The organism is Acetobacter pomorum (assembly GCF_002738225.1).
In the GTDB taxonomy this organism is placed as follows: Bacteria; Pseudomonadota; Alphaproteobacteria; order Acetobacterales; family Acetobacteraceae; genus Acetobacter; species Acetobacter pomorum.
In genome coordinates, this window is record NZ_PEBQ01000108.1 from 12,405 (window position 1) to 34,231 (window position 21,827).

General features: G+C 52.1%; 19 protein-coding genes. 3 read left to right on the forward strand and 16 right to left on the reverse strand.

What is annotated here, in order from left to right:
• The first annotated feature begins 44 nt into the window (after window positions 1-44).
• Both glmU and glmS read left to right on the forward strand, forming a co-directional pair.
• Window positions 45-1,421: a bifunctional UDP-N-acetylglucosamine diphosphorylase/glucosamine-1-phosphate N-acetyltransferase GlmU gene (gene glmU / locus CSR02_RS07870; RefSeq protein ID WP_099541182.1), complete on the forward strand. Its 1,377-nt coding sequence runs from the start codon at window positions 45-47 to the stop codon at window positions 1,419-1,421.
• Complete coding sequence (gene glmS / locus CSR02_RS07875; RefSeq protein ID WP_042787484.1) at window positions 1,421-3,244, forward strand: glutamine--fructose-6-phosphate transaminase (isomerizing); 1,824 nt, start codon at window positions 1,421-1,423, stop codon at window positions 3,242-3,244. The genes glmU and glmS overlap by 1 nt, the downstream gene beginning before the upstream one ends.
• Window positions 3,245-3,294: 50 nt before the next feature.
• Here glmS and CSR02_RS07880 read toward each other — a convergent pair whose 3' ends face one another.
• Together CSR02_RS07880 and CSR02_RS07885 are read right to left on the reverse strand one after the other, a co-directional pair.
• Window positions 3,295-4,128 (reverse strand): DUF3108 domain-containing protein, encoded by an 834-nt coding sequence (locus CSR02_RS07880; protein WP_099541183.1) that lies wholly within the window; start codon window positions 4,126-4,128, stop codon window positions 3,295-3,297.
• Between the two features lie 22 nt (window positions 4,129-4,150).
• A complete protein-coding gene (locus tag CSR02_RS07885) occupies window positions 4,151-4,948 on the reverse strand; it encodes an IclR family transcriptional regulator (protein WP_099541184.1) in 798 nt (265 codons plus the stop codon).
• Between the two features lie 280 nt (window positions 4,949-5,228).
• On the opposite strand from CSR02_RS07885, the gene CSR02_RS07890 reads away from it, so the two are divergent.
• Window positions 5,229-5,711, forward strand: coding sequence for a glutathione peroxidase (locus tag CSR02_RS07890; protein ID WP_099541185.1), 483 nt, complete (start codon window positions 5,229-5,231; stop codon window positions 5,709-5,711).
• Here the strand turns inward: CSR02_RS07890 and CSR02_RS07895 are convergent.
• From CSR02_RS07895 to nuoF, 14 genes are all read right to left on the reverse strand, one after another.
• A complete protein-coding gene (locus CSR02_RS07895; RefSeq protein WP_099541186.1) occupies window positions 5,706-6,437 on the reverse strand; it encodes an ABC transporter ATP-binding protein in 732 nt (243 codons plus the stop codon). The genes CSR02_RS07890 and CSR02_RS07895 overlap by 6 nt on opposite strands.
• On the reverse strand, window positions 6,430-7,677 hold the full coding sequence (locus tag CSR02_RS07900; RefSeq protein ID WP_042787488.1) for a lipoprotein-releasing ABC transporter permease subunit: 1,248 nt from the start codon (window positions 7,675-7,677) through the stop codon (window positions 6,430-6,432). Before CSR02_RS07900 ends, CSR02_RS07895 begins: the two co-directional genes overlap by 8 nt.
• Before the next feature lie 5 nt (window positions 7,678-7,682).
• Window positions 7,683-8,999, reverse strand: a complete 1,317-nt coding sequence (gene proS, locus CSR02_RS07905; RefSeq protein ID WP_003630515.1) for a proline--tRNA ligase — start codon at window positions 8,997-8,999, stop codon at window positions 7,683-7,685.
• Between the two features lie 146 nt (window positions 9,000-9,145).
• Complete coding sequence (locus CSR02_RS07910; RefSeq protein ID WP_042787490.1) at window positions 9,146-10,789, reverse strand: ribonuclease J; 1,644 nt, start codon at window positions 10,787-10,789, stop codon at window positions 9,146-9,148.
• Window positions 10,790-10,798: 9 nt separating this feature from the next.
• Window positions 10,799-11,608: a type III pantothenate kinase gene (locus CSR02_RS07915; protein ID WP_099541187.1), complete on the reverse strand. Its 810-nt coding sequence runs from the start codon at window positions 11,606-11,608 to the stop codon at window positions 10,799-10,801.
• Between the two features lie 4 nt (window positions 11,609-11,612).
• Window positions 11,613-12,356, reverse strand: coding sequence for a biotin--[acetyl-CoA-carboxylase] ligase (locus CSR02_RS07920; protein WP_099541188.1), 744 nt, complete (start codon window positions 12,354-12,356; stop codon window positions 11,613-11,615).
• Entirely contained in the window at window positions 12,353-13,795 is a 1,443-nt protein-coding gene (gene nuoN, locus CSR02_RS07925) for an NADH-quinone oxidoreductase subunit NuoN (protein WP_099541189.1), read from the reverse strand. The genes CSR02_RS07920 and nuoN overlap by 4 nt, the downstream gene beginning before the upstream one ends.
• A 72-nt stretch (window positions 13,796-13,867) precedes the next feature.
• Window positions 13,868-15,808 (reverse strand): NADH-quinone oxidoreductase subunit L, encoded by a 1,941-nt coding sequence (nuoL, locus tag CSR02_RS07930; protein WP_099541190.1) that lies wholly within the window; start codon window positions 15,806-15,808, stop codon window positions 13,868-13,870.
• A 6-nt stretch (window positions 15,809-15,814) separates the two neighbouring features.
• Window positions 15,815-16,138 carry an NADH-quinone oxidoreductase subunit NuoK gene (nuoK, locus tag CSR02_RS07935; protein ID WP_006116568.1) on the reverse strand — a complete coding sequence of 108 codons (324 nt, stop codon included), beginning with the start codon at window positions 16,136-16,138 and terminating at the stop codon, window positions 15,815-15,817.
• Window positions 16,135-16,866 (reverse strand): NADH-quinone oxidoreductase subunit J, encoded by a 732-nt coding sequence (locus CSR02_RS07940; RefSeq protein WP_095045856.1) that lies wholly within the window; start codon window positions 16,864-16,866, stop codon window positions 16,135-16,137. The genes nuoK and CSR02_RS07940 overlap by 4 nt, the downstream gene beginning before the upstream one ends.
• 18 nt (window positions 16,867-16,884) lie before the next feature.
• Complete coding sequence (gene nuoI, locus CSR02_RS07945; RefSeq protein ID WP_019088402.1) at window positions 16,885-17,373, reverse strand: NADH-quinone oxidoreductase subunit NuoI; 489 nt, start codon at window positions 17,371-17,373, stop codon at window positions 16,885-16,887.
• The gene (nuoH, locus tag CSR02_RS07950) at window positions 17,373-18,401 is read right to left on the reverse strand and encodes an NADH-quinone oxidoreductase subunit NuoH (protein ID WP_042787498.1); all 1,029 of its coding nucleotides are present in this window, start codon (window positions 18,399-18,401) and stop codon (window positions 17,373-17,375) included. The genes nuoI and nuoH overlap by 1 nt, the downstream gene beginning before the upstream one ends.
• Before the next feature lie 5 nt (window positions 18,402-18,406).
• Window positions 18,407-20,485 (reverse strand): NADH-quinone oxidoreductase subunit NuoG, encoded by a 2,079-nt coding sequence (gene nuoG / locus CSR02_RS07955; RefSeq protein ID WP_099541191.1) that lies wholly within the window; start codon window positions 20,483-20,485, stop codon window positions 18,407-18,409.
• A 5-nt stretch (window positions 20,486-20,490) separates the two neighbouring features.
• Entirely contained in the window at window positions 20,491-21,819 is a 1,329-nt protein-coding gene (gene nuoF, locus CSR02_RS07960) for an NADH-quinone oxidoreductase subunit NuoF (RefSeq protein WP_099541192.1), read from the reverse strand.
• Window positions 21,820-21,827: the final 8 nt, after the last annotated feature.

The window sequence follows — 21,827 nt, forward strand, 5'->3', positions numbered from 1 at the left end:
ATGATATTTGCACGTTTATTTTCACACGGGGAGACGTTTGACACATGCCGGAGCTTGGCTTACCGCATGTTCTTATGACGTCTCTTTCCGCACCACGTCCTGCCACGGCGGTTCTTCTGGCCGCCGGACTGGGCACCCGCATGAAATCCTCCCGCCCCAAAGCCATGCAATCTCTTGGTGGCCGACCAATGCTGGCGCATCTGATTGCCAGTGCAGCAGAGGTATTTGACAGGCTGGTTGTTGTAATCGGCCCGGATATGGAAGAAGTGGCCGAACTGGCCACCCCCTACCCGGTAGTAATACAGCAGGAACGCCTAGGCACAGCCCATGCCGCCCTACAAGCCGAGGCATGGTTTGGTGATGGCGATGTTGCTGTCCTTTATGCTGATAACCCGCTTATTTCAGCCGAAACACTCAACCGACTGCTAGAAGAACGCCGCAAACCTGATGTGGGTCTGGCACTGTTAAGCATGCGGCCCGCTGATCCTGCACGATACGGCCGTGTTGTGGCAGAAAATGGCAATGTGGAACGTATTGTGGAATGGGCAGATGCCACGCCCGAAGAACGCGCCATTGACCTGTGTAACGCCGGTGTATTGTGTGCCGATGCCGTAGATTTCCGCCGTTGGCTCCATAATGTGCGCAATGATAACGCTAAGGGCGAATATTATCTGACAGATGTGGTCGATCTGGCTGTTGCTGATAACGTGCAGGTGCGTGCGGTAGAAGCTGCGGAGGATGAACTGCGCGGCGTAAACTCTCGTGCCGAACTGGCGCAGGCAGAAGCGGCTTTGCAAACACGGCTACGCAATAAAGCCATGGAAAACGGGGTTACTCTGGTTGCCCCGGAAACCGTTTTCTTCAGTGCCGATACACAGATTGAACCTGATGTTCTGGTAGAACCCAACGTATTCTTTGGCCCTGGCGTGATCGTACAAAGTGGCGTGGTTATTCGTGCCTTTAGCCATCTTGTAGGATGTGAGGTGCAGGCCAATGCCGTAGTTGGTCCCTATGCCCGTATTCGGGAAGGCACAACTATTGGTGCCTGTGCTCATGTTGGCAATTTTGTTGAGCTTAAAGCCACAACACTTGGTGAAGGCGCAAAAGCCAATCATCTGACATATCTGGGCAATAGCCAGATTGGCAGCGGCAGCAACATTGGCGCGGGCACCATTACCTGTAACTACGATGGCGTATTCAAACACCCCACCACGATAGGAGAAAATGCCTTTATCGGCTCGGATTCCGTTCTTGTGGCGCCTGTTACCATTGGCAACAACACGCTTGTGGCCGCAGGCAGTGTGATTACGAAAAATGTACCAGATGACGCCTTGGCATTTGGCCGGGCACAGCAGGTCAACAAAGCGGAAATGGGCAGGCTTTTCAAAGAGCGTCTGCAAGCAAAAAAGGAAAACGGCTGATGTGTGGAATCTGCGGCGTTGTTGGCCGAAGGCATGCCACGCCTATTGTTTTTGAAGGCCTGCGCCGGCTGGAATATCGGGGGTATGATTCCGCAGGCATTGCCACGTTGGTAGATGGACGCGTTGAACGCCGCCGTGCGGCAGGTAAGCTGGATAACCTTGCAGCACTGCTTAAAAAGGAGCCTCTGCCCGGCACTACAGGTATTGGTCACACGCGCTGGGCAACACATGGGGCCCCCACGGCCTGTAATGCGCATCCACATGGCACCGAACGCGTGGCCATTGTGCACAATGGTATTATCGAAAACTTTGAAACCCTGCGCCGTGAACTGGAAGAAGCAGGGCAGGTTTTTGAAACAGAAACTGATAGTGAAACCATTGCGCTGCTGTTGGACTACCATCTGCAACAAGGATTGGAACCCAAGGAAGCAGCTCTGCGCACTTTACGTCGGCTAGAAGGCGCATACGCTGTAGCCATGATTTTTGCCGAGCATGAAGGGCTGATGATCGGCGCCTGCCATAGTGCCCCCTTGGCTGTAGGCTTTGGCGACGATGAAATGTTTCTGGGCTCCGACTCTTTGGCTCTGGCCCCGCTCACACGCCGCATCGCCTATATGGAAGATGGGGATTGTGTTGTGATCACGCGCAAAGGCGCTGAGTTCATGAACTTCAAGGGCGAACCCGTTGAACGCACCATTCAACAGACCGCTCTGGCAGCTGGTTCCATCGGTAAAGATGGTTACCGCCATTACATGGAAAAAGAACTACACGAACATCCGCTAGTGATCGGCCAGACCTTGCAGCGGATGGTGGATCCGGCTTCCCGGCGTGTGATTTTGCCTGATCTCCCTTTCAATCTGGCAGAAGTGCCGCGGGCCGTTATTACCGCCTGTGGATCTGCCTTTTTTGCCGGAATGATTGGCCGCTACTGGCTGGAAGAAATTGCCCGCCTGCCCGTTGATATAGATGTTGCCAGCGAGATGCGTTACCGCAACCCGCCGCTTACGGAAGGATCTGTAGGGTTACTTATTTCCCAATCCGGGGAAACGGCAGATACACTCGCGGCTCTGCGTAGCCTGCGCCAAAAAGCCATTCACATTGTTTCTGTGCTGAATGTGGAGCACAGCACTATGGCGCGGGAAAGCGATGTTGTGCTGGGCACCGTAGCTGGCCCGGAAATTTCTGTGGCATCTACCAAGGCTTTTACTGCCCAGTTAACCGTGCTGGCCTGTTTTGCCATTGCCACTGCGCGCGCACGCGGCAAACTGGACGTGTTGGCAGAAGAACATCTGGTGAGTGCCCTGCTGGACCTGCCCAGCCGCGCAGCAGAAGTGTTTAATCAGACAGATGCCATTCGTGCCATGGCGCAAGTTGTGGTGGAAGCGCGCGATGTTCTGTATCTGGGCCGTGGCAGCATGTTCCCTGTAGCCATGGAAGGTGCGCTCAAGCTAAAGGAAATTTCCTACATTCACGCAGAAGCCTATGCCGCTGGTGAAATGAAGCACGGACCTATTTCCCTTATTGACCGTACAGTACCTATTGTTGCCACTGCGCCATCAAACGCTTTGTTTGAAAAAACGCTTTCCAATCTACAAGAGGCCAAGGCTCGTGGTGGTCGGCTGCTTGTTTTTACGGATACCAAGGGAGCCGAGCGTGTTTCTGCCATTGCAGAACAAATGGTCGTTCTGCCCCACGTGCATGACTTTGTAGCCCCTATTCTGCAAACCATTCCGGTGCAGATGCTTGCCTACGAAGTTGCTGTTATGAAAGGCACTGATGTGGACCAGCCACGTAACCTGGCAAAATCTGTGACCGTGGAATAAATACAAAAAAAAGCCCCCTACCTACACAGGTAAGGGGCTTTTTTGTGCGTTTATGGCTGCTGTTGGGGTTTTCCTTCCAGCTCCACCATGATGTGCCCCATTTTGGGGCTATCTACCTCTATTCGTGTGGCTATCATGCCAAATTGTGGAATGTTCTCAAACCACACGCGCCCCTGCTGGGGTTTTCTGGCCTTACGATCTGCACTGGACAGTTTGAAGCCCTTGACCTGCTGCGCTACAAAATTACAGCGCAGGCCATCCTCACCCCAATCTTTTGAGGCGCCATTCGGCAAGGGCTGAATACCTTCTGTTTGCACCTGCAACGTGCTTAAGCGTACGCCATCAAACACTTTTACCTCACCCTCGCCGCACCCTTGTCCTTCCCGCACCTTGTGTAACAGCGCCATAAGAATGGCCACGTTATCTACGGCACCTTTGCGCTCATCTGGCAGAATCTGTTCCCTGTCACTTTCTACAGGCTCCATTGCCTGCACATCCGGTGTATCCTGCTTATAGACAATGGACAGATGACGGTTTTTTCCACGAGACCATCCGGCGCTATCATAACTTTCTGGCTCGGGCATGCCGCTATCATAAAAATGGCCTTGCGCGCGCAAATTGATATTGGTTTTCATAAAAAGCTGAAACAGGCCACCTGTCTTGCTTTGGGCTGCTACGCTGTATTGATCCCCGGTAAGGCGATACGCACCATTAATGGTCATAACATGCAGACCATGCGCATATACAAAATAGCGCACCACCGTTTGCGGTGCAGAAACGGCTTTGGCCAATGGCGTTATTCCTACACCTCCGGCGACAAGCCCCAGCCCTAAAGCACTAGCTTTTATAAAACGATGCTTAAATAGCAGATGCAAAAAAGACATCAGAACGTCCTTTGTGAAATCATCAGGAAAAATCCTGTCGTTCCCCACGATAACCCAAACGGATAGCAACAGCCTGCGCCAACCCCGCTGCCATATTGCCCAATTGTGCAACCGTGTAACGGCTTAACTCTGTTTGAGGCAGACTGATGCCAATACCTGCGATAGCCTGCCCGGAATGGTCTCTTACAGATGCTGCAAAACACCACAGCCCTTCATGCACCTGCTCATCATCCACGGCATATCCCCTGTCACGAATTTCTGCGATTTCTCGCACCAATGTCGTCACGGAACAAATGCCATTTGGTGTAAGGGGCTCTGGCCAGGTAGAAACTGGGTTTAGGGCCAGCCATTCTCTGAAAGATGTATCATCCATACCCGCCAGCATGGCATTGCCTGTGGCCGTAAATATGGCAGGCAAGCGCATACCTACCCGAAAAGATGCCCCAAGCACCGTGGCACTGTTGCGGCAGGCAACATACACCACCTCGGCACCTTCCAGCATTGTCAACGTCACCGTAAACGCATCCAGATCTGCTCGATTCTCCAGAACATGGTAGAATTCCGTTACCAGATCGCGCTTTTCCGTCACATCTCCAGCCCAGTCCAACAGGCGTGTTCCCAGCCTGTAGCCTTGCGATGCATTTTTTTCCAGCAGCCCCAACTCCACCATAACGGCCAAGAGACCATGCACCGTACTGCGCGGCAAATCGAGCTGCCGCGCGACATCTGCCGCTAAAGGGGGCCTGCTGGAGGCTTTCACCATATCAAGAATACGAACGGCCCGCCGTAATGCGGGAACCGTGTCCTGCGATTTGGACATGTTTTTTCTTATTTTCCTTGTTGACAGAGAGGCTCAATCTCTCCATTATTCCAAATACGGGATCGAGTTCAATATAATGAACAACAAAAATCAGAACCGATCTTGCCGCGCAGAAGACATAGTGGAAGCCTGAATAACAAGAACCCGAAAACGGGCAGCAGGCTTCCACTTCTTCATATGGGCATCAGGCGGCAAATAAATGCACCAAAATCTCGCACCCCTTTCTTTCCTGCGCTACAGATAAGCCTTTCCTGCACCATAGCAGCAAAAGGGCCATAACTTGACCTGTATATATGATTTTAAACTTCCCGCCCTAAATGGAAGCACCCTTGATCTGGGCACTTATCGGGGACAGCCTATTCTGATCGTAAATACGGCATCCAAATGTGGATTTACTCCACAATATGAAGGCCTGCAGGCTTTATGGACACAGTTCCAAAAAGCCGGTCTGGTTGTTATAGGCGTGCCAAGCAATGACTTTGGCGAACAGGAACCCGGCACCTCGGAAGAAATTTCTTCCTTCTGCCAAGTTAATTATGGGGTAACCTTCCCCATGGCCGCACGCAGCCCCGTAAAAGGACCTGATGCTATTCCGCTCTTTAAATGGCTGGATAATGAACTTGGTTTTCTGGCACGCCCCCGGTGGAACTTCTTTAAGTATCTCACCAATCGTCAGGGCATGCCGGTTACGTGGTTTAGCTGCCTGACGACACCGACATCAGCCCGTGTCAGGCATGCTGTGGAAAACGCTCTTAAATCATGACAACGCGCTGATGGAAGCAGGCAATGGATCACCGTTAAAATCAGCGGGAACCAGCCTGCCTTCCTGCATGGTCACCACTCTATCCATGCGTGGCAGCAGTTCACGGTTATGCGTAGCCACCATAACCGCCAGACCTTTTTGCCGGACAACATCCAGCAATTGGGAAAACACACTATCTGCCGTATGCACATCCAAATTACCGGTAGGTTCATCAGCCAGCAGAAGTGCCGGATCATTTGCCAGTGCACGCGCTATGGCAACACGCTGCTGTTCACCGCCTGAAAGCTTGCCCGGCAAATGGTTTACACGGTGTGCCAAGCCAAACATGTTCAAAAGCTCTTCAGCTTTACGGCGCGCCTGCGCCTTGCCCACACCCGCAATCATCTGCGGGAGTACCACGTTTTCCTTGGCGGTAAATTCGCCTAGAAGATGGTGAAACTGATAAACAAAACCAATCAGATCACGCCGCATAGCTGTGCGCCCGGCATCTGCCATGCCCGTGGTAACCTGGCCCGCAATAACAATCTCACCGGCATCTGGGGTATCCAGCAAGCCAGCCAGATGCAGCAGAGTGGATTTACCGGTGCCTGATGGTGCAACCAACCCAACAATTTCCCCCGCATGGAGGGAGAAATTGATATCCTGCAAAACCGGCAGAACACCTTCATCCCCACTGCGATAAGCTTTGCGCACATGCTTTAGGCTTAAAACTGGCTGATCATTCATGCCGCAAAGCCTCCACCGGATCTGTTTTAGCGGCACGCCAAGAAGGATAAAGCGTTGCCAGCAGGGAAAGCCCCAGCGCCATAACAATAACCTCAACAACCTGCCCCCACACCAGCTTTGCTGGCAGGTGCTCCAGATAATAAACCTCTGGGTTGAACAGATTGGTGCCCGTCAGTTTTTGCAGAAGTTGACGAATACGCTCAATATTCATGCAAAATACAACACCAAGTGCTGTGCCTGCCACGGTGCCTGCCACGCCCACAAAAGCACCACACATTAGAAAAATACGCATAATGGCGCCACGGCTGGCCCCTATGGTGCGCAGCACGGCAATATCGGCTGTTTTATCCTTCACCATCATGATGAGGGAGGAAATAACGTTAAAAGCCGCCACAAGGATAATAAGCGTAAGGATAAGGAACATCACATTCTGTTCCACCTGCACAGCACCAAACAGAGCATTGTTGGCGTTTGTCCAATCCAGCACGCGCAGGCCCGGATCTTCCACAGCGTTTTCAATGGCAAGGGTAACAGGGCGCACATGCTCTGCATCCTTGGTCATGACCTGAATCTGCGTGGCCTTGTTGGGCATCTGAAAGTAAATTTGCGCTGCGTGCATGGGCAAAAACACAACGCTGGAGTTATAGTCATTCACCCCTGCATCAAAAATAGCCACCACCCGATACCGGCGCACACGTGGCACGGTGCCAAACGCCGTGGCTGCTCCATCTGGTGAAACAAGGGTAAGCCCGGAGCCAATGCCCAAGCCTGCCCGTTCCGCCATTGTAACACCCACAACAATGGAATCATCCGGCCCAAAATCATCCAGAGAACCGGCAATAATGGAAGAACTGACGGCTTTAAGGTCTTTCAACCCCTGAGGGGTAAGACCATGCACCATGCCGCCAGAATTATAGGCCCCAGCGCTAAGAAGCACCTGCCCTTCCACCAAAGGTGTAGCGCTAACCACACCCGGAACAGACCGGACCTTACGCGTGACCTCTTCATACTGAGAGATGGTGCGACCCTGCCCATAAATGGTCAGATCCCCATTCAGTCCCAGAATGCGCCCCATAAGGTCGGCCTGAAAGCCATTCATGACAGCCATAACGATAATCAGCGTTGCCACACCAAGGGCAATGCCAACCAGCGAGAAAATGGCAATAACTGATACAAACCGTTCCCCTCGCCGCGCACGGAGGTAACGGCCCGCCACCGCCCGCTCAAAGGGTCCGAACATGCTGATCAGCCTGCCAGAACAAGAGCCAGCGCGTCATCCACGCTCACTTCATGGCGCTCACCGGTGGCTCGGCGCTTGAGTTCCACCTTGCCTTCCTTGGCTCCACGCGGGCCTACAACAATCTGCCACGGATGGCCCATAAGGTCTGCGTCCGCAAACTTTACGCCAGCGCGTTCTGCACGATCATCATACAGGAAAGCTTCTTCATTCGTGCTGTAGATACGCTCACAAATGGCATCGCACAGTTCATCACCGTTTTTCAGGTTCAGAATAACTGCACGGAATGGGGCAACGGCATCCGGCCAGATAATGCCGTTATCATCGTGGCAGGCTTCAATAATTGCACCGGCAAGGCGGGAAACCCCAATGCCGTAAGAGCCCATTTCTGGGTAAAGCTGGTTTCCGTCCGGGCCGCTTACGCTTACGTCCATGGAGCGGGTATATTTATCGCCAAAATAGAAGATATGCCCAACTTCTACACCGCGGCCTTCGCGCTGGCGTTCTGCTGGCACGGCTTGCCATCCGGCCTCATCGTGCATTTCATCCGTTGCGGCGTAAGGCGTTGTCACACGATTGAAGAAGGCTTCCAGCGCAACGGGGCTGTTGGTATCAACCGGTTCATCCAGCCAATCCTGCTCTTCCAGCGCGGCATCGTAAAACACGCCGCTTTCCCCTGTGGGGGCCAGAATCAGGAATTCATGGCTCAACTCACCCCCAATCGGCCCAGTATCGGCCCGCATGGGCACGGCCCGCACACCCAAACGCTGGAAGGTGCGCAGATAGGCCAGCAGCATGCGGCGATAGGTTGCCACGGCAGAATCATAATCCAGATCAAAGCTGTAAGCATCTTTCATCAGAAACTCACGGCCACGCATCACCCCAAAACGAGGGCGCATTTCATCACGGAATTTCCACTGGATATGATACAGAACCTGCGGCAGATCCTTGTAGGATTTTACGGTCTGACCAAACAGATCCGTAATCATTTCCTCATTGGTTGGCCCATAAAGCAGTTCGCGCTTATGACGGTCCTGAATACGCAGCATTTCCGGGCCGTAGGCATCATACCGGCCAGAACGCTTCCACAAATCGGCAGATTGCAAAGTTGGCATCAGCACTTCCTGCGCGCCTACCCGGTCCTGCTCTTCCCGCACGATCTGGCTGATATTGCGCAACACTTTCAGCCCCGCTGGCAGCCACGCATAAATGCCAGATGCCGTCTGGCGGATAAGCCCCGCCCGTAACATAAGCCGGTGCGAGACAATCTGGGCTTCTGCCGGATTTTCCTTGAGAGTGGGAAGAAAGCTGCGCGAAAGACGCATGGTGCATTCAGCCTTGTAAAAAAAAGCGACTTTTCCTGAATGAAAGCCGCTTTGGTGTAACCAATCAATCTCTGCTGTAAAACAGCGGCGGGATAAAGAAAAGCCTGACACTGCGGCATTTTCCTCACCCCACCTTCTGTCAGGTATCAGACACGCAGCACGTGAACATCCACCAGCGGGCGCTTTTGCAGCTTACGCCCCAATGCGCGACGTAGGGCCGTTTTAGCGGCCTCACGGAAGGAAACATCATCCCCGCGCAGTTCATCCGGAATAATGTCCAGCGCGTTAGCGAATTCTTCACGCACCCGCACGCTTTCCAGATCATCCGGATCAAGCAGGCCTGGCGCGCTCACCTTGGGCTCACCAATTACAAAGCCTTCTTCGTCCACCGCAAAACTGCCAATAACCATGCCGTTAAACAGCATCTTGCGGCGTGCGGCCAACACCCCTCCGTTCATGGGCAGCAAGCGGTTTCCATCCAGCGCCAAACGGCCTGTTGGGGCTGTATCCACCACTTCCAGCTTGCCCGGAGCAAGCCGGAGAATATCACCATCTTCCAGCAAAACCGGGGCAATACCCTTTTCCTGCGCCAACGCAGCTTGTGCTGTCAGATGTCGCCATTCACCATGCACTGGTACCACATGTTGTGGCTTGAGCAGTTCGTACATTTTCTGCACATCACCACCGGTTGCATGGCCAGATACATGCACAAAATGCTCACGGTCTGTAATAACCCGCACACCACGGCGTGAAAGATTATCCTGCACAGCCATAATGGCACGCTCGTTACCCGGAATCATACGGCTGGAATAAATAACCGTATCCCCCTCACCCAACGAGATATTGGGATGGATATCCATGGCGATACGTGACAGCGCAGAACGAGGTTCTCCCTGGCTGCCTGTAATGATCAGCAGAATCTGATCATCTGGCACATCATTCACGTCCTGCTCTGTGAGGAATGGCAGAACGCCAGACAGATAGCCACAATCCCGCGCAGCAGTATCCAGATTGCGCAGGGAACGCCCAACCAAAACCACCGTACGCCCAGCGGCTTGCGCCGCCATGGCAATGGTTTCAACACGCGCCACATTGGATGCAAAGCAGGTAACGGCAATCCGGCCTTTCAGGCTGGCCACCAGTTCCGTCATGCTACGACGCACTTCGGATTCTGAGCGGGACGGCCCTGGCTTCATCACATTGGTGCTGTCACACACCAGTGCCAGAACACCTTCACGGCCAATTTCGGCCAACCTATCCAGATCTGTTGCAGGGCCAACCAGCGGGTCTGGATCAAACTTCCAGTCCCCTGTATGCACCACAATGCCGGACGGCGTGCGCAAAACCATGGACTGCGCCTCTGGCACAGAATGTGTTACCGGCACAAACTCGATATCGAATGGCCCCACATCAAACCGTGCACCAGGCTGAATGACATGAATGGGCACATCCGTAATACGGGCTTCTGCCAGCTTGCGGCGCAGAACAGCAGCAGCAAAAGGTGTTAGATAAACCGGGCATTGCAGCATAGGCCACACATGGGCCACAGCCCCAATATGGTCTTCATGCGCATGCGTAATCACCAAGCCCGCCAGCTTGTCCTTGCGCTCCACAATAAAGCTTGGATCTGGCACCAGAATTTCGGCCTCTGGCGTATCGTTGCCACTAAACCCAATGCCACAATCTATCGCCAGCCACGTGTCACCCAACCGATAAAGGTTGAGGTTCATGCCAATCTCGCCCGTTCCGCCCAAAGGCAGAAAGGCCAGATCGCCGTTCTGTTCTGTCATGTCCGTGTTTTACCCTTCTGCAACATAATCCCGGTCCACTGTAAGTTTTGGCAGGGGGTTTCGCCCTGCCAGCAAACGCAACCCATTTAGGGTGAGCATTGAATCCACACATTCAAAAACAGACGTACCTTCCGAGAAGAGTGGAGCCAGACCGCCAGTTGCCAGCACCTTCATAGGGCCAACCTCCTTTCTGATCCTCTCAACAATCCCCTCAATCAAACCCACATAACCCCAGAACACGCCAGACCGCATGGCGGTAACCGTGTTGCGCCCAATGGCAGAATCCCCTACCGGCCGCCCTATCCCTATACGGGGCAGCCGTGCCGCCGCCTGATGTAACGCTTCAACCGACAAATTGATGCCAGGAGCAATAACACCACCGCAGTAGCTTCCATCCTTATCAACAACATCAAATGTTGTCGCCGTTCCAAAATCTATAACCGTAAGTGGTCCACCATACATATGGTGTGCGGCCAGACCATTCAACAGCCGATCTACCCCCACCTCATCCGGGTTATCCACCTTTATGGCAAATCCCCAGTCCAGGCGGGCAGATGCAAGAAGCGGCTCAACAGCAAACCACTGCCTGCATAACGTACGTAAATGATACAAAGCGGCCGGCACAACGGTACCAATAACGGCGCCATCAATATCATCGGCTACAATACCTTGAGTGCGCAAGAGCGCATTCAACCAAACTGCATATTCATCAGACGTGCGCTGAGGCTGCATGGTAATGCGCCATACACCCCGCCATATCTCACCATCATGCACCGCAAACACGACATTGGTGTTACCTGCATCAATAACAAGCAGCACCTCTTTATCCCCTTTCTTCCAGCAGGATATCTCCTGTCGTGATCGTTTTCATACCGGTTTCCGTATCCAGCAGCAGCCGACCATCTTGGGCCAAACCTGCAAATTTTCCCTGTTCATAAGTAGTTCGACTGCTAACGACAAGAGGTGTTCCCACAGGATGCGCTCTCTCAAGCCATGCCTGACGCAAAACACCAAATCCCTGTTGCTGCCAAATAGTGCACCACTCTGTCAGGCTGGAAAGAAGAAACCGCGCAACATTTTCTACGGGAGGCACTTGACCATATTGGCCAAGACAAGCCGCAAAGCGACCCGTTTGGTGTTGAGATGGCACCTGCGTAAGATTGGCACCAAAACCAATAACAAGGTGCGCTCCTTCACGCTCAATCAGAATGCCACCAACCTTTTGCCCATCCAGCAAAAGATCATTAGGCCATTTTATCATAAGGTGCCCCGCCACAGCAGGCACAGCGTGTAACATCCCTTCATAAAACGCCAAAGAGGCGGCAAAAGGCCACCCCCCCAGCATATCCTGTCCTGCCTGTTGTACATCCAACAGCACGGACAAAGCCAAACTTTTTCCTGCATCCACCCATTGACGGCCTCGGCTGCCTCGGCCCTGTGTCTGCCTGTAAGCTAAAACCGCAAGACCTGAAGCTGCCCCATGTCGCGCCTGTTCCAAACAGTAATCAGACGTGGACCCCAATTCTGCAAAGCATTCAAGCCGCCACGCCGCAGACTGATCTTTCATCCGCCCAAAGCGAGCGCTGCCTGATGCGCCCACACCATCAGCGGGCCCATTCCGGCAACAAACAAGGCTGTAGCCAAACCCATGCTGCCAGAAACAAACAGCAGGCTGGGCGCAGGACGATCCAGCACTTCTGCCAGCGTATCAAAATACATCACCTTCACGATCCGCAGATAATAATATGCACCAACTATGCTGGAGAGTGCGCCAATTACCACCAGTACGTAAAGGCCAGATTGCCAGGCTGCGGCAAAAACCAGAAATTTACCAAAAAAACCAGCCAAAGGCGGCGCACCTACCATACTGAACATGAAAAGCGCCAATACTGCTGCCATTGCCGGATCCGTACGCCCAAGGCCAGCCAGATCAGAAATACCTACAACCTCACGCCCCTTGCGGCGCATTGCCGTAATACAGGCAAATACACCTGCATTCATGACAAAATAAGCAGCCAGATAAATAAGCGTGGCCTGCACGCCTGCCAGAGATGCCGCTGCCAGCCCCATCATGGCGTATCCCATATGACCAATAGAGGAATAAGCCATCAACCGTTTGATATTGCTTTGGGGAATAGCCGCAAAAGCCCCATACACCATGGAAAGCACAGAAACGGTTTCAATCAGGATCTGCCAGCGGGGTGCCACTGTGCCAAATGGCCCGGCCATAACACGCAGGAACAGTGCAAAAGCCGCAAACTTGGGTGCCCCTGCCATATAGGCTGTAACCGGCGTGGGAGCACCCTGATAGACATCAGGTGTCCACATATGGAAAGGCACGGCAGAAAGTTTGAAGCACAGGCCTGTAACAATAAAGACAATGCCGACAATCAGCCCCATAGGCAGCGCACCGGATGCCTGAATGGCCGCCACAAGCCCCGTATATTCCATGGTGCCTGCATAACCATACACCAGCGAAATACCATAAAGCAGCAAACCAGAGGCCAAAGACCCAAGCACAAAATACTTAAGCCCTGCTTCTGATGAAAGCACGCTATCACGCTCCATCGCACATAAAATGTAAATGGACAGGGATGAAAGTTCCAATCCTACAAACAACGTCATCAAATTGGCGGAAGATGCCATGATCATCGCGCCCAATGTTGAAAACAGCATCAGCACGGGAGTTTCAAAAGGCAGGGTTGTTTTATCCCGTGTGCGGTAACTGAATGTCAGCACCACAGCAACAAGTGCTCCTGCCAAAATCAACATCTTCATGAAACGGGCAAAGCCATCATTCACAAAAGTGCCTGCATATCCCTCCCCAGTTGGAGAAAGAAGCACCAGAAAACCGCATACGGCAAATGCGGCAATGCTCAACATGGCGGAAGAGAAAAATCCTTCCCCTTTCCGCTGCAACACGCCAGCTACCAGAATAACAATACCCGACAACGCAAGCACAATTTCCGGCACTGCGATTGTCCAGTTAAAGCTGGTCATACTCATGGCACCATACCCCGCAATTGGGAGGAGAAAGAAAATGAAAAAACCGTTTTGTACATCATGGTCGCTTCTTCCTCAGCCACACAGTGCCACGGTTAACAGCACAACCAGACCGGCCAGCACCGTAAACGCGTAAATGGCGATAGACCCTGTTTGCAGCTTTACTGCTTGAGCTGCGCTTGTACGCGCCGCCTGCACCATGTCATGCGGCACGGCTTCCACCACGCCTTCTTCCCCATCTTTCCACAGAACACGTGCAATTGCCGCGTAAGGGCGCACAAAAATGGCATCATACAATTCATCAAAATACCATTTGTTCAGCAAGAAGCGATAAAGCGGCCCACACGCACGTGCCATATTGGCTGGCAAAGCCGGGCTGAGCACATAACACAGCACAGCCAGCGCAATACCTGCCAGACCAGCCAACGATGGCAGAATGGCAATAAGACCCGGCACATGCTCCAGATTTTCCATAATTGTATTATCTGGCGCGTTGAAAATCGCCCCTTCCCAGAAGGCAAACTGGTGCGTGCCAATATAAAACGGTGCCAACAGAATACCCGCCACAACAGCACCAAAAGCCAGCAGCACCAACGGCACACTCATCACCGCTGGGCTTTCATGCGCAGCATCCCGCGCATGGGCATCTGCTGCCTGACCGTGAAACACCAGGAAAATAAGACGCCAGCTATAAAAGGCCGTGATAAACGCGGTAATTGTCCCCAAGCTCCACGCATACATGCTTGCAGAAGAACCAGAGACCCATAGCGCGTTAAGGATGGCATCCTTGGACCAATAGCCTGCAAATGGAAACACACCAGCCAAAGCCAAGCTGCCAATCCACATAACTGTATAAGTCAGCGGTAGCTTTTTCCATAAACCACCCATTTTAAACATGTTCTGCTCATCATGCATGGCATGAATAACCGAACCTGCCCCAAGGAACAGAAGCGCTTTGAAAAAGGCATGTGTTGTCAGATGAAAAACCGAGGCCTGATACGCACCCACACCCACAGCGGCAAACATATAACCAAGCTGGGAACAGGTGGAATATGCAATAGTCCGTTTAATATCTGGCTGCACCATACCTACTGTTGCGGCAAAAAAGCAGGTGGTGGCACCAATAAGAATAATAAAATTACGTGTTGCAGGCGCAAATTCCAGCAATGGAGACATACGCGCCATAAGAAACACACCGGCTGTAACCATTGTCGCAGCATGGATCAGGGCAGATACTGGTGTTGGGCCTTCCATGGCATCTGGCAACCATGTGTGCAAGAACAACTGGGCCGATTTACCCATAGCCCCAATAAACAGCAGCAGGCAGATAACCTCCAGCATACGGAAGGAAATACCAAAGAGCGTGTAAGGCGTATTGAGAACCTGCGGAACTTGCGCAAAAATGGCATCGTACTGCACGGTATGGAACAGCACATAAATCAGCCCGATCCCAACCAGGAAGAACAGATCTGCCACACGATTGACCACAAAAGCCTTGATAGCCGCAGCTGTTGCGGATCGACGGTCATACCAGTAACCAATCAGCAGATAACTGGCGAGACCGACCCCTTCCCACCCGAAAAATAGCTGGATCAAATCATTGGAAGAAACCAGCATGAGCATGGCAAAAGTAAAAAGGGAGAGATAAGAAAAAAACCTGTATGTGGGCATGGTTTCGTGGCTCATGTAGCCAAGGCTGTAACAATGTACCAACAACGAAACCACCAACACCATTGCCACCATGGTGACGGATAGCGCATCAAACCTGAGCGTCCATGTGGCATCAAAACCACCCGCATGCACCCACTGGGCCAGCTGCACTGTAGAATGGCCAAAACTAGACAGCCACCCGCCCAGCAAAGCTCCTATGGCGCAAAGTGTGGCAATGCCCATGCACAAAAGGGTAACAGCCTTGGCCAGTGTATCGCCCATAAGGCGGCCACCAAGCCCGGCTACTGTTGCCCCCACAAGAGGGGTAAGAACAGCGGCAGAAAAGAGGTTAAGATCGGGCTGCATTGCCAATCATCCCTTCATCATCGTCACGTCTTCGACCTGAATGGACCCACGGTTACGGAAATACACCGTGACAATGGCCAGACCGATAGCAGCTTCTGCTGCGGCAATTGTAAGCACGAACAGAACCATGACCTGCCCGGACAGATCTCCATGTGCGGAAGAAAACGCAACAAGATTGAGATTAGCCGAAAGCAGAATGAGTTCCATGGACATCAGCAGGATGATAACGTTCTTGCGGTTTAGAAAAATCCCAAACACGCCCAGAACCAGCAGCGCCGCACTAACAAAAAGATAAGGCCCAATACCTATTGGAGCGATTGCGGATGTCATGGCCTGTTCTCCTCTTTTTCCGCCACAGCCTGATTGCCGGAACCATAGGAACCGGGAACTGCTGTTTCGTAATAGGAGCCTTTGGGCCGCAGGAAACCACCGCTTTCAAACACGTTTTCGCCAAGTGGCAGTTGCACAAGCTCCAGCGTTTCTTCAACTGTGCGTGCGTGTTGCTTATCTATGTTCTGCCGGCGGCCTGTAGCGCGTTCACGCAGGGTCAGAACAATGGCGCCCATCATGGCAACCAGCAGCACCAGCCCACACGCCTGAAACAGAAAAACATAGTGGGTGTAAATAACTGTTCCCAAAGCCTCGGTATTGGTAAGCTGCGGCACCGGGTTAAGTGGTGTAACAATATTGGCTGGTGCCATCTTCCAGTTGCTAAATGCCATAAGCAATTCCGCAAATAAAACACCACCTACACAGACACCCAAAGGTGCATGTTTTTGAAAACCATCGCGCAGACTACTGAAATCTATATCCAGCATCATCACAACAAACAGGAACAGAACAGCCACTGCCCCCACGTAAACAATAACCAGCAGCATGGCTAAAAACTCAGCCCCAGCCACCAGGAACAAACCCGCTGCGTTAAAAAACGCAAGAATAAGGAAAAGTACGGAATGCACCGGATTACGTGCGCTAATGACCATTACTGCTGAAAACAGCAGCACCGTTGCAAAAACGTAGAAAACAAGCTGTGCCATCATTGGCCAACCTCCTGCCATGTCATGGCCTGCATCTGCTCAGCGATACGGGGCATCTAATTCCAGACGCCGCGCAAGCAGCGCTTCCCACCTGTCTCCATTCGCTAAAAGCTTGTCCTTGTCGTACATCAGCTCCTCGCGCGTTTCGGTGGCAAATTCGTAGTTAGGGCCTTCAACAATGGCATCTACCGGGCAGGCTTCCTCGCACAGGCCGCAATAGATGCACTTTGTCATGTCAATGTCGTACCGCGTGGTGCGGCGTGATCCATCATCTCGTTCCTCAGCCTCAATAGTAATGGCTTCGGCAGGGCATGTCGCTTCACAAAGCTTGCAGGCAATACAACGTTCTTCCCCATTCGGGTAACGGCGCAATGCGTGCTCTCCACGAAAACGGGGCGATAACGGCCCTTTTTCATATGGATAGTTCAATGTCACTTTTGGGCGGAACATCATACGGAAAGTAGATGACATGCCTCCCACCAATTCCTTCAGCAGGAAAGAGCGCAGCGTATTACCCAAAGCACCCATCAGTTCACACCTCCCATATGGGGCAGCAGACCTGTTGCCATAAGAAAACCTGCCGTTCCAATCATCCATAAAAGAGAAAATGGCAGAAAAACTTTCCAGCCCAGCCGCATAAGCTGATCGTACCGATACCGCGGGAACGTGGCACGCACCCAGATAAAGACGAACAGACAAAACAGAATTTTAAAAATCAGCCACAAAGGCCCCGGCACCCAAGTTAGCGGGGCAATACCCAGTGGCGGCAACCATCCCCCCAGAAATAGAATGCTGACCATGGAGGACATAAGGATCATGTTTGCGTATTCACCCAAAAAGAACAGGCCAAACGCAAGAGAGGAATATTCAACAAAAAATCCTGCTACCAGCTCACTCTCCCCTTCGGGAAGATCGAATGGTGCACGGTTTGTTTCTGCCAGTGCCGATATAAAAAATACAATAAACATCGGAAACATTGGCAGACAGAACCAGACATGCCGTTGCGCCAGCACAATATCGTTCAGGTTCAGGCTGCCAACAGCCAGCAATACGGAAACAATGACCAAACCAATGGAAACTTCGTAAGAAACCATTTGCGCGGCAGAACGTAATCCACCAAGAAAAGCGTATTTGGAATTAGACGCCCACCCCGCAATAAGAATGCCGTAAACACCTAATGAAGAAATGGCCAGAAGGTAGAGAATACCCACATTGATATCGGCAACAGCCAAACCGTTACCTGTAGGAATAACCGCCCACGCCACCATGGCTAAAGAAAAGGTAAGAAACGGTGCAAATAGGAACAAAGCACGGTTGGCGCCTGCTGGAATGATTGTTTCCTTAACAATCATCTTGATAGCATCAGCAAAAGCCTGAAGCAGACCAAATGGACCATTTACGTTAGGCCCACGACGACGCTGCATGGCGGCCATCACCTTACGTTCCATTAACGTAAGATATGCAACAGCAATAAGCAGCGGCACCAGAACGGCTAGTGTTTCCAGCAGCATCAGAATAATCTGGCCAGCAAGGGTGTGGTAAAAAAACTGTCCCATTGGCCTTACTCCGCTGCTATTGCGCGAGGCACGCTATAAACTTTTGAACATTCCGCCATGGTCGGGCTGGCACGACTGATAGCATTTGTCTGGTAATAATCAGCAATCACAGATCTGAAAGGTGCGGACATAAAGCTTCTGTCCTCATCTTTTTTCTGTTGGGGCGCCATGACCTTAGGTGCCGGAAGCTTTGTAATATGCCCAACATGCGCAAAAACTGGATTGACGTCTGCCATGCGCGCACGCAGCTCCTCCAGCGTATTGTATGGCAGAGTATGGCCACACACCTCTGAAAAAGCCCGAATAATACGCCAATCTTCCCGCGCATCTCCTGGCGCAAACACAGCCCGGAAGGCACGTTGCACACGGCCAGCAGTATTTACATATGTGCCGGATTTTTCCGTATAGGCTGCCCCGGGCAAAATAATATCAGCACGCTTGGCTGCGGCATCACCATGATGTCCCTGATACACAACAAATGTTTCGGGCGAGATACGCTCAATGGGAAGTTCATCTGCTCCCATCAGCCATAAAATCTCTACCCCACCACGCAGCATGCTGGCCGTAGCGCATCCATGCGCACCGGGCACAAACCCTATATCCAGCGCACCCACGCGGGATACCGCCGTGTGTAAAACATTAAGCCCGTTCCAGCCTTCTGCAACAACGCCTGTTTTTTCAGCCAATTGTTTGCAAGCTGCATAAATAGCTGGGGCATCCTGACGCGTGAGAGCACTATGCCCAACAACAATCATGGGGCGGGATGCTTTTTGCAAAACCTCTGCAAAAGCATGTTCTCCTGCCTCAAGCTTATCCAGAACATCAGGGCCATCAGCCAGAATATCAACCTGATATGTAGGATCAGAAACAAACTGGCCGATACTGGCTATTGGAAAACCACCGCGCCCTGCATCCAAATACCGTTTGCGAATACGGGCGTTTAAAACAGGGGCCTCACGCCGTGGCTCTACCCCCACCAGCAACAAGGCATCAGCTTCATCTATTCCGGCAATATCGCTGTTAAACAGATAATTTGCGCGTGCACTCAGATCATACCATGCACCATCCTGCCGACAGTCCAGGTTTGATGAGCCAAGGCTATTTAAAAAATCCTTAAGTGCACACAGGCTTTCTACATCACATAGATCACCTGCAATAGCGCCAATTTTTTCTCCGGGCACGCCTTCTAACCTACGTGCCAGAGAAACAAATGCTTCCTGCCAAGTGGCGGGATGCAGTTTGCCATGTACACGCACCCAAGGCTGATCAAGCCGCCGCCGCTTAAGACCATCAACCGAAAAACGCCCCTTATCTGAGAGCCATTCTTCGTTCACTTCATCATTTACACGCGGCACAATACGCATGACTTCACCGCCACGCGCCTGAATTTGGATATTTGTGCCCAGCGCATCCATAACATCAATGCTGTCTGTTTTTTTGTATTCCCATGACCGTGCATGAAAAGCCGATGGCTTGGCCGTAAGTGCCCCAACTGGGCAAACATCTATAAGATTTCCGGAAAGTTCAGATGTCAGCGCTTTTTGGACATATGTAGTAATTTCAGCATTTTCACCACGTGAAACCATACCCAGTTCTGGAGTGCCGGCCACTTCCGTACTAAATCGCACACAACGCGTGCACTGGATACAACGTGTCATAACCGTTTTTACCAACGGTCCAAGATCTTTGTCCGTTACGGCACGCTTTTCTTCCTGATAGCGCGAAATGCCAGAACCATAGCCATAAGCCTGATCTTGCAGATCACACTCCCCGCCCTGATCGCAAATGGGGCAATCCAGCGGGTGGTTAATCAGCAAAAATTCCATAACAGCACGGCGTGCGCGGCGCACCACCTCTGTATCCGTAAAAATCTGCATCCCTTCAGAAATAGGAAAACCACAGGATGCAACAGGCTTGGGCGCACGTGCCACTTCTACCAGACACATGCGGCAGTTACCGGCAACAGATAACCGTTCATGATAACAAAAACGCGGTATTTCCTTTCCGGCAGCTTCACAGGCCTGCAAAGCGCTAAACCCTGCGGGTACATCTACCGGTGTACCGTCAACTATGACTTTCACCATCACTCTTACTCCGCTGCCACTGGCACACCGCCTACGGGCACCTGCACCAAACCTGTGCCACCATGTGCAGCCTTGTACTGTCGAATACGTGCTTCCATTTCTGGCCGAAAATGCCGGATCAAACCTTGAATAGGCCACGCAGCGGCATCACCCAGCGCACAGATTGTATGGCCCTCTACCTGCTTGGTAACTTGCTCCAGCAGATCAATTTCTTCTATTTCGGCTTTGCCCTGTACCATGCGGTTCATCATGCGCATCATCCACCCAGTACCTTCTCGGCAGGGTGTGCACTGGCCGCAGCTTTCATGCTTAAAGAATTTTGAAAAACGGGCGATAGCTTCAATAATGTCAGTGGATTTATCCATGACAATCATGCAGGCCGTACCTAAACCGGAACGTTCAGCACGCAAACTATCATAATCCATCAATACAGTTTCACAGATAGACTTGGGCAACACTGGCACAGAACAGCCACCAGGAATAACCGCCAAAAGGTTATCCCATCCGCCGCGCACGCCGCCGCCATGTTTTTCAATAATTTCTTTAAGCGGAACGCCCAGTTCTTCTTCAAACACACAGGGCGTATTCACATGGCCGGAAATAGCCATAAGTTTTGTGCCTGCATTATTGGGGCGGCCCAAACCAGAAAACCAAGCAGCCCCACGGCGCATAATGGTGGATGTAACAGCTATGCTTTCCACATTATTCACTGTGGTCGGGCAACCATATAACCCTGCCCCTGCGGGAAATGGAGGCTTCATGCGTGGCTGGCCTTTTTTACCTTCTAGGCTTTCCAGCAGAGCTGTTTCTTCCCCGCAAATATAGGCACCCGCTCCACGGTGAATACGAAAATCAAAATCCCAACCGCTGCCTGCTGCATTTTTTCCGAGCAGACCTGCCTCGTAAGCCTCATCTATTGCCGCCTGAAGGCGCTCGGCTTCTCTGCAAAACTCGCCACGGATGTAAATATAGGAAGCGTGCGCACCCATAGCGAAAGAGGCGATCATTGCACTCTCTATCAACTTATGAGGTTCATGCCGCATGACCTCCCGATCCTTACATGTGCCGGGTTCTGATTCATCCCCATTGATAACGAGATAATGTGGGCGACCATCAGACTTTTTGGGCATGAATGACCACTTTAGCCCGGTGGGAAAGCCCGCCCCACCTCGGCCACGTAAGCCAGAAGCCTTCATTTCTGCCACAACAGCATCCCGCCCTTTAGCAATAATGGCTGCTGTATTATCCCAGTCTCCCCGTTTGCGAGCTGCGGGTAAACGCCAATCATCCTGCCCATAAAGATTGGTGAAGATACGGTCTTTATCCTGAAGCATGGCCGTTT